Source organism: Devosia sp. CN2-171 (assembly GCF_049354815.1).
Classification (GTDB): Bacteria; Pseudomonadota; Alphaproteobacteria; order Rhizobiales; family Devosiaceae; genus Devosia_A.
Map to the genome: position 1 here is coordinate 3,534,158 of NZ_CP186479.1, position 15,911 is coordinate 3,550,068.

The window sequence follows — 15,911 nt, forward strand, 5'->3', positions numbered from 1 at the left end:
AAATACCATGTTTAAATTATGACATGTTGCAGCCAGCGAATGCCGCGCCGAAGGATTATAACTTGACAACATGTGTTTGGATGTGACTTTTGCGGCCAACCAGGAAGGGGGAGAAATGACTCCGGACGAGATTGCCGCACGCATGGACGGGCAGCTCGTCGGCGCGGCCGACGGGCGCAAGGAGGCGTTCCTCGCCTCACCGATGGTGCAGAATCATGCGGCCTTCATCGAGTTGCTCGACGACGGCACGCTGGCCTGCCTTTGGTTCGGCGGCACGCTGGAAGGCAAGTCGGACATCTCCATCCACGGCACCGTGCTCAGGCCCGGGGCCGAGGCGTTCGGCCCCACGGTGCAGCTCAGCAACGATGCCGACCGCTCCGAGCAGAACCCGGTTCTTGCCCGCGACGGCGCCGGTAACTGGCAGCTGATCCACACCGCCCAGCCGGCCGGCAACCAGGACGAGTGCCTGCTTCGCATTCGCCCGGTGTCGCTCGATGGCGACCGCCTGACCGGTGGCGAGCCGCGCGAGATCGCCCTGCCGCTCGGCACCTTCGTTCGCGCGCGCTTCGTCCGCCGCAAGGACGGCGCCTGGCTGATGCCGGTGTTCCGCTGCATCACGCAGGCGGGCCAGCGCTGGAACGGCAGCCACGACACTGCCGGGGTGGCCGCGAGCCTCGATGACGGCCAGAGCTGGACGCTGGACGAAGTCCCGGGCTCGATCGGCTCGGTGCATATGACCATCGTGCCGCTCGATGGCGACCACATGGTCGCCTTCTACCGCAGGCGGCAGTCGGATCTCGTCCACCGCTCCGAAAGTCGTGACGGCGGCTTCAGCTGGTCGGCGCCGGCACCGACGGATGTGCCGAACAACAACAGCTCGATCAACGTCATCCGGCTCGCCGATGGCCGCCTCGCCATGGTGTGCAACCCAGTCTCGGCGGCCACTTCGACCGATCGTCGTGCCTCGCTCTACGATGAGCTCGAGGGAGGCGACGACCGGCCCGACGCCAGCGGGGGCTGCGCCCCCATATGGGGCGTTCCGCGGGCGCCGCTGACCCTCTGCATCTCGACCGATGGTGGCCTCACCTGGCCGATCCGCCGCATCGTCGACGACAGCCCGGGCACCTGCCTCACCAATAACTCGGTGGACGGCAAGAACTTTGAGCTGTCCTACCCCTATCTGCTGGAAGGCGCGGACGGCGCGATCCACGTCGCCTACACCTACTTCCGGCGGGCGATCAAATATGTCCGTCTCCCTGCGGGATGGATCGACGGAGACAAGTCGTGAGCGACATAATCGGCATCACCATGGGCGACCCGGCCGGCGTCGGCCCGGAAATCTCGGTCAAGGCCGTCGCCGAGATGTCGGCCGAGGACCGGGGGCGTACCCGCATCTACGGCAACCGCGAGACGCTGGAGAACGCGCTCGAGGCCGCGGGGCTGACACTCGATCTCGACAAGGTTGTGGTCGACCTGCCGATCGAAGGCGGCCCGCTGCCCTGGGGCAAGCTCGATCCGCGCGCCGGCGACGCCGCCTTCCGCTTCATCGAAAAGGCGGTGCGCGACGCGCAGGCCGGCAAGATCGGCTGCATCGTCACTGCGCCAATCAACAAGGAAGCGCTGAACCTCGCCGGTCACCATTATGACGGCCATACCGGTATGCTGGCCCATCTCACAGGTCAGAAGACAGCCTGGATGCTACTGGGCTCCGACAGGCTGAAGGTCATCCACGTCTCGACCCATGTATCGCTCAAGACCGCCATCGACCGCGCGACACCCGAGCGCATCCTCGCCACCATCCGCACCGGCAACGACCACCTGAAGCGCATCGGCTACGACAACCCGCGCATCGCCGTCGCCGGCATCAATCCGCATTGCGGCGAGAATGGCCTGTTCGGCAGCGAGGACGACCAGCAGGTGGTCCCGGCCGTCGCGTGGGCCAAGGCCGAAGGCATCAACGTCGTTGGCCCGATCTCGGCCGATACGGTCTATCACCGCGCCTATAACGGCGCCTTCGATCTCGTGATCGCGCAGTATCACGACCAGGGCCACATCCCGATCAAGCTCGTCGCCTTCGATACCGCGGTGAACGTGTCGCTCGGCCTGCCCATCGACCGCACCTCGGTCGACCACGGCACCGCCTTCGATATCGCCGGCACTGGCAAGGCCAACCACACCAATATGAACTCGGCCATCGCCTATGCGCGCCGGCTCGTTGCAGGCAAGAAGTGATGAACCCCGCGACCAGGCTTCCCATCCACGGCGTGTTCAGCGCCTCGGCCACTCCGATTAATTCCGACGGCACGCCCGACCACGCCACCTTCGCAGCTCATACCAAGGCGCTGCTGCAGGAGGGCTGCGACGGCATCGCCCTGCTTGGCACCACTGGCGAGGCGAACTCGTTCAGCCTCGGCCAGCGCATGACGCTGGTGGAGAAGGTCATTGCGGCCGGTGTCGATGCGAAGCGCCTCTTGCCCGGCACCTCGCAGACCAACGTTGCCGACACCGTCACGCTGACCAGGCACGCGCTCGACGCAGGCGTCGCGGCCAGCGTCGTCCTGCCGCCCTTCTACTACAAGGGCGTGAGCGACGAGGGCCTCTTCCGCTTCTATGCCGAGGTCATTGAGGGTGTCGGCAGCGACGCCCTGCGTGTCGTGCTCTACCACATCCCACCCATCGCCCAGGTCGGCATCTCGCTGGAGCTGAGCGGACGGCTGCTCGAAGCCTTCCCGGGTATCATCGTTGGCGTCAAGGACAGCTCGGGCAAAATCGAGAGCATGCAAGCCTTTGCCGGCGCCTTCGATAACTTCTCGGTGCTCGCAGGGGCCGATCCATTCATGCTGCCGCTGCTCAAGTCGGGCGGTGCGGGCTGCATAACCTCGAGCTCCAACCTGATCGCAAGGCACCTGCGCATCGTGTTCGACAACTGGTTCGATCCGGCCAAGACCGCTGAGGTCGAGGCCGCGCAGGCACGCATCAATGCGTGGCGCGATCTCAGCAACGCATACGTGCAGCTGCCGACCGTCAAAGCGATGCTGGCCAAACGCCGCGGTCACGACGGCTGGACGCGCGTGCGTCCGCCTCTGGTCGAACTGACCGCAGCCGAAATCGCCATCGTCTGGGCCAGAATGGACGAGCTGGAGGCCACGGACAATGTCTGAAGTTATCCTCTCCATGGCCCGTCCCATCACCCTGCTGCAGCCGTCGCGGCTCGAGATCGGGGCAGGCGCCATCGCCCGTCTCGGTGCCTGGGCCGCCGGTTACCAGCGGATTTTCGTCGTTGCTATGGCCCCCACGGTCGGCTTCGTCGATCGCATAGGGCTCAGCGGCGAGATCGCGACCTACATCGACATCCCTCCCGAGCCGGATCTTCCGGCGGTCGAGGTCGTGCTTGCCGCTGCGCGTGCGTTCAAGCCGGATCTGGTAATCGGGCTGGGTGGTGGCTCCGTTATGGACGTCGCCAAGCTCGTTGCGGTCCTGTGGGATAGCGAGCAGACGCTGCCGGACGTCGTCGGCGTCGACAGGGTCTTGGGCCGTCGCTCGGCGCTGGCGCAGGTGCCGACGACTTCGGGCACCGGCTCGGAAGCTGGAATTCGCTCGCTCGTCACCAATCCCGAGACGCTGGCGAAGATGGCGATCGAGAGCCGGTTCATGCTGGCCGACATCGCCGTACTCGATCCCGAACTCACCTATTCCGTACCCTCGGCTGTCACCGCCGCGACAGGTATCGATGCGCTGGCTCACTGCGTCGAGGCCTTTACCAACATCAAGGCGCACCCTCTGATCGACGGCTACGCGACCCTCGGCATCGAGCTGGTCGGCCGCTACCTGAGCCGCGCTGTCCTCGACGGCAAGGACACCGAGGCGCGCGCCGGCATGATGCTAGCCTCCTATTATGGCGGCGTCTGTCTTGGCCCGGTGAACACGGCCGGCGGGCATGCACTGGCCTACCCGCTCGGTACGCGGCTCAAGCTGCCGCACGGGCTCGCCAACGCCATCATCTTCCCGCATGTGCTGGCCTTCAACGCCCCCGTGCGGCGAGAAAAGACTGCCATGGTCATGGCGGCCCTCGGGCTCAGAGGCGAGCCGGACCAGAACATCGTGCTATCCGAAGCGTTCACCTACTGCGCGAATCTGGGTGTGGAGATGAGGATCGAGCGGCACGGAGCCAGAGAACAGGACCTCCGGCTCTTCGCGGAGGATGCGTTCGCCATCAAGCGGCTGATCGACAACAACCCGCGCACTCTCGGTCTGGAAGACATCGAAACGATCTTCCGTAAGGCGTTTTGAGGACAACTCGCCGCCACGGGCACTAGTCCCGTCGGTCAGCTGTGACAGGACGTCGGCCCATCGACCGGGAACGATGCCCGTGTCAGAGAGATCGCCTGTTCGAAATCAGCCCGGTTCTCTCCGCCCGGGTGAGCGCTTTGGCGCAAACCGGACCCTGTCGACATCGCTGAGCCATATTCGTTGTCCATGCGCGGTGGAGCTATGGCTCGGTGCGCGTGCCGCAGCTAACCCGCGGAAAGGTCGAGTCGATCCGCCCCTGGCGGTCGCACGAGCCCAACTGGAGACGCCAAAGTCCTGCTCGAAGTCGCGATGCATTCCAGCTTGTTCTAGTGGCGGGCGGGGCGCGAAGTGTTTGCCTCTACGAGAACCCCCGCCAGTAGGGCAGTCAGTGCCCTGAACGCCGAGGCGGCCGCCTCCACAGGCTCACTGTCCGCCGAGCCGACGTCGGTGCGGAAGTCATCGTAAGCTTCCTGTGCTTCGCGGCTGAGCGCGCTAAGCTGCCGAAGCGCTTCCTCCCGCTCGTGGTGTGTGCTTTGCAGCCCTTCAAGTCGCGCACGCAGAAATGCCACCTGCTGATGCCAACGGGCAAGGTCGGCAACATACCGGCGGACAAGCAATCGCCCCTTCGACCTGCGTTGCGCTTGCGGATAAGTGCGCATGATCAACCTCCCTCGGCCAATCGGCTAAACCGGCCAGACACCGACGCCTTCGCGCAGAACGCTTCGCGGCTTTGGTAGCTGCAGCGCCGCCCTGATTGCGGCGCTCTCGGTGCCGAAGGGACCGGCAACAAGGCCGTGACTATCGTAGACGCCATAGCCGTGATCATCCCGGAGACGGACCTCCCAGCCATCAATCCAGTCGACCAATCGAGACATTGAAAACCTCCTTCCGGTTGTGTTGCCAAGTTGAGCTAGGTGCCTGACTCGAGGGGTTCAAGCCTCAGAGAAAAAGGCGCCAAGCACCTCCCAGAAAGGATGAGCACTATTCCCGTTGTCCGACTTTGGCATTTAACAAAGCTAAGTCGGGCGGAGTGCCGACGAACTCCGACGCAGCCACATGAAGGCGCAGTCAGTTCACGGCCGGCGCTGGCGGACCGCCTCAGTCGTAAAGCCAGTCGGCGATTGCCCAAGCTCCTGCCACCGCAAGGAAAAGCACCGCGACCAGGACCGACCAGGCGGCTATTGCCCACCAGATCCCGTACTTCCCCCTGAGCACCTTGTGCTCCCCGGGGCTGGTCGGATTTCGCTCGGACGCATCAGCTCCATCGTGGATTTGTTCTTCGTCTTGGGAACCGCGCACTCTCAGCGACATTGCAACTTCTAGCTGGCTCTGTCCGCGAAAGGGCAGCTGATCACCTCTGCAGCCCGATGACGTCCGGAAGTCGCGCACTGAGCGGGTGGCAGGTCCGCACTCGTTGCGGTGCAGCTTGGAGGACGCCATGACCTATCCAGCCAACCCCGCTGACCGTTCACCCAAAGGCGATCACAATCGACGCTTGTCGCTGGGCCTCGATACCGACGACTTCGCACAGGCGGCTGGTATCTCGGTGGAGGACCTCCACGAGTACGAAACGACCGCCCCGGATCATAAATTCCGCACCGATGTGGCGGAGAGAGTGGGGCGTGCCCTCGAAAGTCTGGAGCGCAGCGAGACAGGGCTGGTGGACAACGGGCCAATACCTCCGAGCGAGTCCGCGTACGACGGACTCACCGAACCGGAACAGCCCTTTGGCCGTGCGCAGCCGTCGATATGCCCGGTGTCGCTGGAGCCAGCCACATTGCTAGCGTCGAATGCGGAGTACCGTGAGTACCGCTGTCCTACTTGCGGCACGTTCAGGATCAGCCAGGTGGCTTTGACCCTGGCCGGCGACGACCCCGAGGTACTGCGAGAGGCGCTGTCGGTCGCCAGGCACGTCACCAGTGCCGGAGAGGTGCCATTCGTGAGCAACGTTTCGGGCTAGAGTCTGCCGCCTTACGCCGCCCCCCGTCAGCGAACTCATGCGCCACGTCAGCCATTTTGTAGGTGGCTCTGCTAGTGTTTAGTCACGCCGTGGATTCTGCGCAGCCCGGCTCTTGGTCGCAAAGTCTCCCTCTCCGCCATTTCCCTTCCGTCGAAGTGCGCCTTGAAGGGCCGGCCTTGTGTCCGTAACGCAAGCTTTTCGTGCGACCAAGACATCTTGCTTGGCGCGCTCGAGCGACCGCTTCGCGCCAGAAGCCGACTCTCAGGCGTGGGCTTTGACTGCCTCCTGTCGACGACGCTATCGTTGCCGAAACAACGGTCGAAATGTTCCAGCATGTCGCCGCAGATGCGCGCGATGCCTCCTGAGGGGGCGTCGTACTACAGGGCAGGGTTCTTCCGGCAAGCGCTGCTGAACGGCGATCTGGTCGTTGCACGGACCTTCCAGCATGAGCGGCGGGCCATGCGCGACAGCAGCCATACGGCGGAGACGTTCGGCATCCAGGACGCGATCCTCTGCACCGTGCACCTGCGGCACATGGATCCGGGGCACACATGGTGGGATGGCCGCCATTTGCCGACGTCCGAGATGACCGAAGGCAGCGTGCATGTTCACGACCTCAGGTACAACTGGACCTCCGAGCTCGTCGACGCCTTCGACTGTGTGCATTTCAGCTTTCCCCAATCCCTGCTACGCAAGGTCGTGCTCGAGGGGCGCCCCGATGCAAGAATTGAAATCGCGGCGCCGTCCTTCGAGGCCGGACGCTCCGACGACACGCTGCTGCACCTTGCGCGCTCGCTCTTGCCGGGTCTTGCGCGACCGCAGGAGGTCAATCGCCTGTTTGCCGATCATGTGATCGCGGCGGCTGCGTCACACTTTGCTGCGACCTATGGCTCGGTTCGCGTGACCGATCGCTGGCGGGGGCGTCTCGCGCCGTGGCAGGAGGCACGTGTGCTCGAGTATCTTGCGGCGCACCTCGACACCGACATCAGTATCAGTGAACTTGCCGCGATCTGCAGGCAGTCGCCTAGCCATTTCGCGCGTGCGTTCAGGGCGACAATGGGCATGCCACCGCATCGCTTCCTGCTGGGCAAGCGCGTCGGGCGGGCGATGGAACTGCTGACACACCAGGAGATCCCGCTCAGCGAGATCGCGGTCGCCTGCGGCTTCGCGGATCAAAGCCACCTGACACGTGTCTTCAGCCGAACGGTCGGCGTCAGCCCCGGAAGGTGGCGGCAGCAGCGGAAAAGCTAGTCCTCTCCGTCAAGCGACCCGGATAGTGGTCAGGCAGCGCGGGTCGCTCGCACTGCGACGTTCAGCCTTCGGCTCTGCAACAGCGTCGCACTAGGGCCAGGGATAGCCTGCCGTCGCGATTCCCTGCGCCATCAGGTCGGCTGCCACTTTGCGCCGATAGGCCACCACGTCGGCGACTGGCGCGGCCCTGAGCGTTGTCACCTCGGCTCCGGTGAAGGGCCGGTGGTCAGGGGCCAGCGAGGTTCCGCCCCAGGTGTCCATGACATAGTTCATCACGTCGGCAATCTCTGTATCGGTGAGGCTGGCGCTCACCACACCGGGAACGTGCATGAGGTAGCGGCGACCGTCATCGGTCCGGGCGAAAGCGCCGACATAGTTGCGGAAGTCGGGAATGCCACCCGGCTCGCTCCCCGACCCGTCCATGGCGTGGCAGCCGGCGCAGCGCAGGATGAAATTGGTGCGGCCAGCCTCCTGTGCGAGGGCGGGCGAGGCCAGAGCGAGGCCAAGGGCGAGAACAGCAAGGCCGCGCATGTCAGCCCCCGACCTTGCGCATGTCGCGCAGTTGCTTGTGCGTGGGCACGGCGATGCGGGCGGCGGCGACGGCCGCGGCATCGATGGGCGTTCCAACCTGGTTCAGGTCCTGCAGCACGTAGTTGGTGACCGCCGCGATGTCGTCGTCGCTCATGAAGTCGTGCGTCGGCATGACGAGCCCGATGTAACTCTGGCCGGCCGCCTCGATCGTGCCGGTAAGGCCCGCGAGAACCACCCCGACCACGTAGTCCGGCGCCTTGGCACCCAGCGCCGACCACAGCGGCGCGTCGACCAGTGGCGGAGCGAGACCCGGCTGGCCGACGCCGCCCGGCTGGTGGCAGGCCGAGCAGACGTCGTTGAAGATCGCCTCGCCCTCCGCCGCCGCTGCCGGCCCGGAGGCCGCCAGCAGCAGGACCGCGGTAAGCGCGGATAGATTACGCATCCGCAAGTCCCACGAGGACGGCGACAGTGCAGTGGTAGCCCTTGGAGGTGTTGGCCATGCACCAATTGATGTCGTTGTATAGACCCATCCGGTAGCCTGGCCGTTCGCCCTCGGAGGTGAAGCAGAACGAACCCGAGCACGAGGCCTTGCCGCAGCAGTCGTTGTAGGAGACGAGGTAGTCCTTTTCGTCATTCGGGTTGCGGCAGGTGCCGACCCAACTGACCTTCGAGGCCTCCGAACCCGGCGGGCATTCGGTGAGCGAGCCGCCGCAATCGTTGCAGAGGTTCCCGTCGAGCGCGCAGTACCGCCAGTATTCGCACTCGGTCTGGTCGCCGTCGGCGGAGGCGCCTTCCTGGGCATGGGCTTCGCCGAAGTTACGGTCGTAGGGCAGCATGGGCAGCAGCGCGCCACCGAGCAGGGCCGCACCGGTCTTGGTGAGGAAGCTGCGCCGCCCCGTCTGTTGCGCCACCCGGCGGGCGCCGGACTCGGCCCGGTTGTCCAGCCATTCGAGCAGCGAATCGACGATGTTGAACATTTTTCTCTCCGTTCGGGGGGTCAGCCTTGCGCCGGCTGGGTCTCGAGGAAGCCCTGGATGGAGCCGATCCCCATCTCATGGGCGTTGAACAGGCTCTCCAGCTGCTCGCGATTATTGACGAGGCCCTTGGCCTTGATCGTGCCCTTGCTGTCGAGAAGCACCGCGAAGGGCAGGCGGGCGACGCGATAGGCGAGGCCGAGTTCGGTCGACACGACATAGGGGAAGGCCTTGAGATCGGCCGTCTCGACAAAGCGCTGGTGCTTGGCTACATCGCCGTCGCTGGCCAGGACGACATCGAGCCACTTACCCTCGGCCTGCCGGACCGACTTGAGGATGGGCAGCAGCTTCTTGCAAACCGGACAGGTGGGCGAGAGGAAGAACATCAGCGTCGAGCGCTCGGGGCGGGGGCCGATCGCCACCTCGCCGCCATTGAGGCTCTTCAGGCTGAACAGAGGGGTCATGTCGCCGATGCGCGGACCGGATTCGTTGACCAGCGCCCCCATCGGGGACACTCGCTCGTAGAGCACGCCGATCTGACGGGCCATGGCAAACAGCGCAACGATCAGGGCGATCACCACCACCCAGAGCACGATCACCGCGAAGGTAAGGACGTCCATTTGAGATACTCCTGTCCGGCCCGGGTCAGCGCTTGAGGCGCATCTGGGCGAAATTGGCCATGATCTGCTCGACGAGCTGGTAGCCAACGAAAAGCGTTAAGCCGGAGACGATCGCGGTCAGCGCCTCGGCCACGCCGAGCGCCGAGATCGGACCGGCAAGGCCGATGGCCGCGATGGCGGCCAGCACGAGATTGCGCGTGACGAGGGTCCAGCTCAGCGGCTGGGGCGCACCGCCGCAGCCGCACTCGACCCGGTCCCGGCCACGGGCAACGTTGAGCCCGATGACTGCGGCATAGAGCAGGTAGAGCCCGATCGCGACGACCATGCCCAGGGGCTGCAGCCCCGGCAGGAAGGCCGCCGCGACCACCACGACCTCGGCGGCGGCGAGTGCCATCGAGACTGGTGCCACCTGCCGCTCCGAGACGACCTGGTAGTCGGCGACGAAGCCGGTAAACGTGGTGAAATCACCGAGCTTGTGGAGCGCCGCACGGGCGAAGACCAGCGTCGTGAACGCCGTCGCACTCGCTGCGACGAGGCTCGTCCACTCGGCGCTCAATTGCGCACCGCCACGACCGTGGCGAAGCCGGTGTCCTCGTGTTCCGCCGTCTGCTTCAGGACGAACTTGGCTTCCGGGTCGGACTCGAAGCGGATGACCTTGCCGTCGTCTTCGTTGAGCCCATAGACCACCGGCACCGGGTCATCGCTGACGGTGACCGAGATGACGTGCTCGACGGGCGAACGGTAGAGCAGCTTCTTGTTCTTGACGTCGTAGGCCCAGATTTCCTTGGACGCATTCTTGTGCGTACCTTCCTTGGCCTCGTCGTGCATGGTGAGGAAGATGACGCCGTTGGGGTCGTTGTAGTCGAAGAGGTTGTAGCCACCGGGCGCCCAGCCCTCCTGACCCTCGGTCACAGCGATCTTGTCGCTGAGCGTGATCGTGCCGGTCGCATCGTCGAGCAGGTAGAGGTTGCCCTTGAAGCTCATGAAGGCGAGCTTGCCCTCGATCCGTTCAGCCGAGACGAATAGCGCGTCGGCATCGACGTCGAAGACCTTTTCGCTGCTGGTCTTGGTCGTGCCCTTGCCGTCTTCGCCCAACGCGTAGCTGGCGAAGGTGCCGTCGCCGCAGATGGCGGAGAACGAGTAGCCATCGAGGGACGGGTAGATGCCCCAGCAACCCGGTGTCGGCAGTTCCTGCACCACCGTGCCTGCGGCGATATCCACGACCGTGACGGAGGTCGCCGGCGTGGCGTTCTGCACATAGACGAACTTGCCGTCGGCGCTTTGCGTCAGCAGCGGTGTATAGGCCGCGACCATGGCCGCCTTGTTGGGCAGGATCACTTCCTTGGTCGGCGTCAGCGTCGCGACGTCGAACACCTGCAGGACCTGCTCGTGCTCGCCATACATGATGCGCTTGAGATAGCTCGACTGGCTGTAGGCCGTCTTGCCATCGGGCGAGATCAGCACCTGGCCCATCGAGCCGGCGCTCATGTTGCCCTTGTAGGTCAGGTCGGTGGCCGAAAAGACGTTGATCGAGCCCGCGCCGCCCCATTCCTGCTTGTTGACGAAAACGTTCGGCCCGGGGTCGATCGCCGCCTTGACGCTGACGCTCTCTGGCTTGAACTCGGCCTCCTGGGCCAGGGTCGGCGTTGCCGCGGCAAGGGCGCAGGCAAGGCAGACGGAAAGGGTGAGGGAACGGGCCATGCGGGTCTCCATCGCGTTTCGACGGAGAGGCTAGCGAGGCAGGCTGGACGCTGGATATCCAGTCTGGGTGGAAAAGTCGCCTAAAAAGTAGGCGCCATTCGCGCTTGCCTAATTGGTGCGCCATGCTAGCTTTCGGACGCGGACCACATCATGCGTACCAGTTCCTATCATCTCACCCGAGAGTGCTTTTCCGACGCCTCTGCCCAGGAGACGGCGCTTCGGGGTTGGCAGCAACGCTACAGCCAATTGCGTCCCGGTCTCTTCGCCGGCGAGGTTCAGACGCTGAACCTGCCTGGGATCAGCATCACCCGGGAGCGGGTGAATCTGGCCGTGGCGCAGGAGATCGCGAATCCGGCGGGCACAGTCGTTTTGGTTTCGTCCCTGTCGTGTTCGGCCGAGTGGCGCGTCAACGCCGTGCGGCGGGGCACCGATGTCATCTCGCTCTATCGCGGCGGCACGGAAGTTACCGCCGTGGCCCCCGATAACAGCGATGTGCTGATCGTTGTCGTCGACGCGCGGCTGCTTGGCATCGCGGCCGAGGACATCCCGCCGGCACGCAACGCCATCGGGTCCGCCCAAACCGAAGCCACGAAGCAGTGGCTGGCCTCGATGCTGGCGATCTACGGCATGAACGATGCCCCGCCGGAGCTTGACGCCTTGCTGCCCGGCCTCGTCCTCGACCGCATGCGCGCCATGCTTCAGCATTTTCCGCTCAGCCGCGACACCGCGTTGCGGCCTCGAGCCGCGTATGCACTCTACCGGCAGGCGGTGCGGCTGCTGGAGGATCAGGATCGCGCGCCGCTTTCGATCGCCGATCTTGCGCTCGAGCTCGGCGTTCCCACGGCAAGCCTGCACGAGGCCTTCACGGAAACGACAGGTGTCACTCCGGGTACCTGGCTACGCCAGCATCGGCTGGATGGCGCACGCCGTGATCTCACCCGTTCCGGAGGTAACGGCAGCGTCTCCGAGATCGCAATGAAATGGGGCTTTTGGCACCTGGGGCGTTTCTCGGCCTACTATGCCCAGCGCTTCGGCCACACGCCATCTGACGCGCTGCGCGCGCGCACTTGAGTAGCCTGCGCCGAGCGGCGACATCGGTCACCGTACCGCTGCATCCTACTCCGAGGCTGCCGTTACCACCAGGTCAAGAGCCTCCGGCCGACGGCCGCGCCGCCAGGATATCGGATAGCTTCCTGCCAGAGGTTTCGCGCTCGGAGAGGTCGAGGCCGGAGAGCAGGTCGACCAGGTGGCTGGTCATCAGTTCCGACGCATCCAGCGCGCTGCGCTTTGCGATGGCTTCGACCAGGGCATGGTGGGCGTGGCTCTCGCAAATCGTATCGCGCCGCCGCCAGTAGAGCGAGATGATCAGCGACGAGCGCGAGCAGAGATCTCGCACCATTTCGGTGAAGATCGACTGGCCGGCGATCTCGGCGATGGCGACGTGGAACTGCGCCGACAGCATCACCGCCTCGCCGTCCCTGCCGGCGTGCACTGCCTTGTGTTCGTCGTCGAGGTGCCGGTGCAGCCGCTCCACATCGGCATGCGTCGCGCTGCCTGCCGCCAGCGCCGCGACCTTGGGCTCGACCAGCGCCCGTGCCTCGAACACTTCGCGGGCTTCCATCCGCGTCGGCTTGGCGACGAAGGCGCCCCGATTGGGCTCCAGCCGCACCAGCCGGTCGTGCGCCAGCGCCTGCAAGGCCGCCCGCACCACGGTCCGGCTCACTGAATAGATCGCACCCAGCTCGTCCTCGGGCAGCTTCGTGCCCGGGTCGATGCCATGGCCGAGGATGGCGTTGCGCAGCCCGAGATAGACGCCGGAACGTCGCACCGCGGGGCGACCCTCCGGTTCATCGATCTCGTCGCCTGCCAACATGCCCGAACCCCTGATATCCAACTCGAATCTAGCGCAGAACTGAACACACTGCCACGGGTATTTCGTATACAAAACCTGCCCATATTGCGTTCAACTGCCTAGGCATTAGGCATTGTGTATGAATCATGCAGCGCCAGCACGCGATCGTTCGATTCTGGAACTTATTCGAGAATTCAAGGACATACGACGAAAGCGATAGCGCGTTGGCCGCTGGCACGGGTCTTGCAGTTCGTTAACCGACGGCCAAGAGGTGGCCAACGGGGCGGTGCATGGCGCAGGGCGACCTGGAAGTTGTGAAGCTGACCAAGCGCTACGGCGATGCGCTTGCGGTTGATGCGATCGATCTGAAGGTACCCGCCGGCACCTATTGCTGCCTGCTCGGGCCGTCGGGCTGCGGCAAGACCTCGACCCTCCGCATGGTCGCGGGGCATGAGGACGCGAGTGACGGCGACATCATCCTCTCGTCTACCAACGTCACCGACCTGCCGCCGGCCAAGCGCGGCACGGCGATGATGTTCCAGTCCTACGCCCTGTTCCCGCATCTCGACCTGATCGACAACGTCGCCTTCAGCCTCAAGATGAAGGGCGTCGACAAGGCGCCGCGTCAGGCGAGAGCGCTCGAAATGCTCAAGCTGATGCAGATGGAAGGCTACGCCGCGCGGCGGCCCGCCCAGCTCTCCGGCGGCCAGCAACAGCGTGTCGCGCTTGCCCGCGCGCTCATCACCGATCCCGAGGCGCTGCTGCTCGACGAGCCACTCTCGGCGCTCGACCCGTTCCTCAAAATCCGTATGCGTGCCGAACTCAAGAAGCTGCAGACGCGGCTCGGCATCACCTTCGTCCACGTCACCCACAGCCAGGAAGAGGCGATGGCGCTCGCCGACCTGATCGTGGTGATGAACAACGGCCGGATCGAGCAGGCGGCGACACCGCGCGAGGTGTTCGAGCGGCCCGCCACGGCTTTCGTCGCCCGCTTCATGGGCGACCACAACGTCGTCACCGGCAGCGCCCGGTCGGCGGCCGGCGGCGTCGTCACCTTCCAGGTTCCCGGCGGCATCAGTTTTGCCGCGTCGGGCGCGCCGCTCGAGCCCGGTGCGCCGGTCGATGCGGGCATCCGCACCGACCACGTGCGGCTCGGGCCGCCGACCGTCGAAGGGCTCGGCTTTACCGGCATCGTCTCGAACATCGAATATCGCGGCGCCTCGGTGAAGCTCTCGGTCGACGGGGCCGGGATCGAGGACTTCACCGCAATTGTCGACGACAAGAGCTTCTTTTCGAAGCCGGTCGCAGTCGGCGAGGCGGTGCCACTCCATTGGGATGCGGAGGATGCGATCATCCTCGGCCGCCCCAATTCGTAAAGCCATCAGCAACAGGGGTACTAGGCTATGAGTGAATCCAGCAAGACGGCCAAGGCGGCCATGATTTCCCGTCGCAGCATGCTCAAGGGAGCCGCGGCGCTGGCCGGCGCTGCCGCGGGTGCCGGGGCCCTCGGTGGTTTCCCCACCGTCTGGGCGCAGAATCCGATCACGCTGCGCCAGTTCGGCACGGGCGTCTCAAACCTCAACGCCATCGCCGAAAAGTGCAAAGCCGATCTCGGCATCACGCTCGAGATGACGGCGACCGATTCCGACGCCGCGGCGCAGCGCGCCGTCACCCAGCCCGACAGCTACGACATCGCCGATATCGAGTACTGGATCCTGAAGAAGGTCTATCCGACCGGCGTGATCCAGCCGATGGAAACGGCCAAGCTCAAGTACTACGACAAGATCGTGCCGCTGTTCAAAACCGGCAAGCTGACGCCCGACAGCGTCATCGCCCAGGGCACCGCGCCGCACACCGTCGGCTATGTCGAAAAGCCCGGCGACACCACCTTCGCCGCCGCCGAAACCGGCTACTTCACCATGGTCCCGACCATCTACAACGCCGACACGCTGGGCATCCGCCCCGACCTCGTCGGCCGCGAGATCACGACCTGGGCCGACATCATGGACCCGGCGTTCAAGGGCAAGACCTCGATCCTCAACATCCCGTCGATCGGCATCATGGACGCCGCAATGATCTGCGAGGCGATGGGGATCATCAAGTATGCCGACAAGGGCAACATGACCAAGGCGGAGATCGACACGACCATCGACTTCCTGATCAAGGCCAAGCAGGATGGCCAGTTCCGCGCCTTCTGGAAGAGCTTCGACGAGAGCGTCAACCTGATGGCCTCGGGCGAAGTGGTGATCCAGTCCATGTGGTCGCCGGCCGTTGCCGCCGTGCGCTCCAAGGGCATCGCCTGCAAGTACCAGCCGCTCAAGGAAGGCTACCGCTCGTGGGGCGGTGGTCTCGGTCTTGCCGCGCATCTCTCGGGTGCACAGCTCGACGCGGCCTACGAGTACATCAACTGGTACACCTCGGGTTGGGTCGGCGGCTACCTCAACCGCCAGGGCTACTACTCGGCGGCCATGGACACCGCCAAGGAGTACATGTCGGAAGACGAGTGGGGCTTCTGGATCGAGGGCAAGCCGGCTCAGGGCGATATCCTCTCGCCCGATGGCGTGGTGATGGAAAAGGCCGGCGCCGTGCGCGACGGCGGCTCCTTCCTCGAGCGCATGGGCCACGTCGCCTGCTGGAACTCGGTCATGGACGAAGACCGCTACATGGTCACCCGCTGGAACGAGTTCATCGCGGCGTAACCGGCGTCCGCAGTGATCTCCCTCCCCCTTGTG

18 protein-coding genes are annotated in these 15,911 nt (G+C 64.9%); 9 read left to right on the forward strand and 9 right to left on the reverse strand.

The window, feature by feature from the left end:
- Positions 1 to 115: 115 nt before the first annotated feature.
- Genes ACOYW5_RS17575 through ACOYW5_RS17590 form a run of 4 tightly spaced genes read left to right on the forward strand, consistent with a single transcriptional unit; the run spans position 116 to position 4,290 of the window.
- On the forward strand, positions 116 to 1,288 hold the full coding sequence (locus ACOYW5_RS17575) for a sialidase family protein (RefSeq protein WP_423066185.1): 1,173 nt from the start codon (positions 116 to 118) through the stop codon (positions 1,286 to 1,288).
- On the forward strand, positions 1,285 to 2,232 hold the full coding sequence (gene pdxA / locus ACOYW5_RS17580) for a 4-hydroxythreonine-4-phosphate dehydrogenase PdxA (RefSeq protein ID WP_423066186.1): 948 nt from the start codon (positions 1,285 to 1,287) through the stop codon (positions 2,230 to 2,232). The genes ACOYW5_RS17575 and pdxA overlap by 4 nt, the downstream gene beginning before the upstream one ends.
- Positions 2,232 to 3,161, forward strand: a complete 930-nt coding sequence (locus ACOYW5_RS17585; protein WP_423066187.1) for a dihydrodipicolinate synthase family protein — start codon at positions 2,232 to 2,234, stop codon at positions 3,159 to 3,161. Before pdxA ends, ACOYW5_RS17585 begins: the two co-directional genes overlap by 1 nt.
- Positions 3,154 to 4,290, forward strand: a complete 1,137-nt coding sequence (locus ACOYW5_RS17590) for an iron-containing alcohol dehydrogenase (protein ID WP_423066188.1) — start codon at positions 3,154 to 3,156, stop codon at positions 4,288 to 4,290. The genes ACOYW5_RS17585 and ACOYW5_RS17590 overlap by 8 nt, the downstream gene beginning before the upstream one ends.
- A gap of 326 nt (positions 4,291 to 4,616) precedes the next feature.
- On the opposite strand, the gene ACOYW5_RS17595 is transcribed toward ACOYW5_RS17590, so the two are convergent.
- On the reverse strand, positions 4,617 to 4,949 hold the full coding sequence (locus ACOYW5_RS17595; RefSeq protein ID WP_423066189.1) for a hypothetical protein: 333 nt from the start codon (positions 4,947 to 4,949) through the stop codon (positions 4,617 to 4,619).
- Between the two features lie 24 nt (positions 4,950 to 4,973).
- Complete coding sequence (locus ACOYW5_RS17600) at positions 4,974 to 5,165, reverse strand: hypothetical protein (protein ID WP_423066190.1); 192 nt, start codon at positions 5,163 to 5,165, stop codon at positions 4,974 to 4,976.
- A gap of 563 nt (positions 5,166 to 5,728) precedes the next feature.
- On the opposite strand from ACOYW5_RS17600, the gene ACOYW5_RS17605 reads away from it, so the two are divergent.
- Positions 5,729 to 6,250, forward strand: coding sequence for a hypothetical protein (locus ACOYW5_RS17605; RefSeq protein ID WP_423066191.1), 522 nt, complete (start codon positions 5,729 to 5,731; stop codon positions 6,248 to 6,250).
- A gap of 333 nt (positions 6,251 to 6,583) precedes the next feature.
- A complete protein-coding gene (locus ACOYW5_RS17610) occupies positions 6,584 to 7,501 on the forward strand; it encodes a helix-turn-helix domain-containing protein (protein ID WP_423066192.1) in 918 nt (305 codons plus the stop codon).
- A gap of 90 nt (positions 7,502 to 7,591) precedes the next feature.
- Here the strand turns inward: ACOYW5_RS17610 and ACOYW5_RS17615 are convergent, their stop codons facing one another.
- From ACOYW5_RS17615 to ACOYW5_RS17640, 6 genes are read right to left on the reverse strand one after another with little or no spacing between them, the layout of a single operon-like run.
- Complete coding sequence (locus ACOYW5_RS17615; RefSeq protein WP_423066193.1) at positions 7,592 to 8,032, reverse strand: c-type cytochrome; 441 nt, start codon at positions 8,030 to 8,032, stop codon at positions 7,592 to 7,594.
- 1 nt (position 8,033) lies between these two features.
- Entirely contained in the window at positions 8,034 to 8,474 is a 441-nt protein-coding gene (locus ACOYW5_RS17620; RefSeq protein WP_423066194.1) for a c-type cytochrome, read from the reverse strand.
- Positions 8,467 to 9,009: a methylamine dehydrogenase light chain gene (locus ACOYW5_RS17625; protein ID WP_423066195.1), complete on the reverse strand. Its 543-nt coding sequence runs from the start codon at positions 9,007 to 9,009 to the stop codon at positions 8,467 to 8,469. The genes ACOYW5_RS17620 and ACOYW5_RS17625 overlap by 8 nt, the downstream gene beginning before the upstream one ends.
- A 20-nt stretch (positions 9,010 to 9,029) precedes the next feature.
- Entirely contained in the window at positions 9,030 to 9,626 is a 597-nt protein-coding gene (gene mauD, locus ACOYW5_RS17630) for a methylamine dehydrogenase accessory protein MauD (RefSeq protein WP_423066196.1), read from the reverse strand.
- Positions 9,627 to 9,651: 25 nt separating this feature from the next.
- Positions 9,652 to 10,182: a MauE/DoxX family redox-associated membrane protein gene (locus ACOYW5_RS17635; protein ID WP_423066197.1), complete on the reverse strand. Its 531-nt coding sequence runs from the start codon at positions 10,180 to 10,182 to the stop codon at positions 9,652 to 9,654.
- The gene (locus ACOYW5_RS17640) at positions 10,179 to 11,327 is read right to left on the reverse strand and encodes an amine dehydrogenase large subunit (protein WP_423066198.1); all 1,149 of its coding nucleotides are present in this window, start codon (positions 11,325 to 11,327) and stop codon (positions 10,179 to 10,181) included. Before ACOYW5_RS17640 ends, ACOYW5_RS17635 begins: the two co-directional genes overlap by 4 nt.
- Positions 11,328 to 11,477: 150 nt before the next feature.
- On the opposite strand from ACOYW5_RS17640, the gene ACOYW5_RS17645 reads away from it, so the two are divergent.
- Positions 11,478 to 12,398: a helix-turn-helix domain-containing protein gene (locus ACOYW5_RS17645; RefSeq protein ID WP_423066199.1), complete on the forward strand. Its 921-nt coding sequence runs from the start codon at positions 11,478 to 11,480 to the stop codon at positions 12,396 to 12,398.
- Between the two features lie 73 nt (positions 12,399 to 12,471).
- On the opposite strand, the gene ACOYW5_RS17650 is transcribed toward ACOYW5_RS17645, so the two are convergent.
- Positions 12,472 to 13,200 (reverse strand): GntR family transcriptional regulator, encoded by a 729-nt coding sequence (locus ACOYW5_RS17650; RefSeq protein ID WP_423066200.1) that lies wholly within the window; start codon positions 13,198 to 13,200, stop codon positions 12,472 to 12,474.
- A gap of 269 nt (positions 13,201 to 13,469) precedes the next feature.
- Here ACOYW5_RS17650 and ACOYW5_RS17655 point away from each other — a divergent pair, with 269 nt between their 5' ends.
- Both ACOYW5_RS17655 and ACOYW5_RS17660 read left to right on the forward strand, forming a co-directional pair.
- Positions 13,470 to 14,555: an ABC transporter ATP-binding protein gene (locus tag ACOYW5_RS17655; RefSeq protein ID WP_423066201.1), complete on the forward strand. Its 1,086-nt coding sequence runs from the start codon at positions 13,470 to 13,472 to the stop codon at positions 14,553 to 14,555.
- Positions 14,556 to 14,582: 27 nt separating this feature from the next.
- Positions 14,583 to 15,878, forward strand: a complete 1,296-nt coding sequence (locus ACOYW5_RS17660; RefSeq protein ID WP_423066202.1) for an ABC transporter substrate-binding protein — start codon at positions 14,583 to 14,585, stop codon at positions 15,876 to 15,878.
- Positions 15,879 to 15,911: the final 33 nt, after the last annotated feature.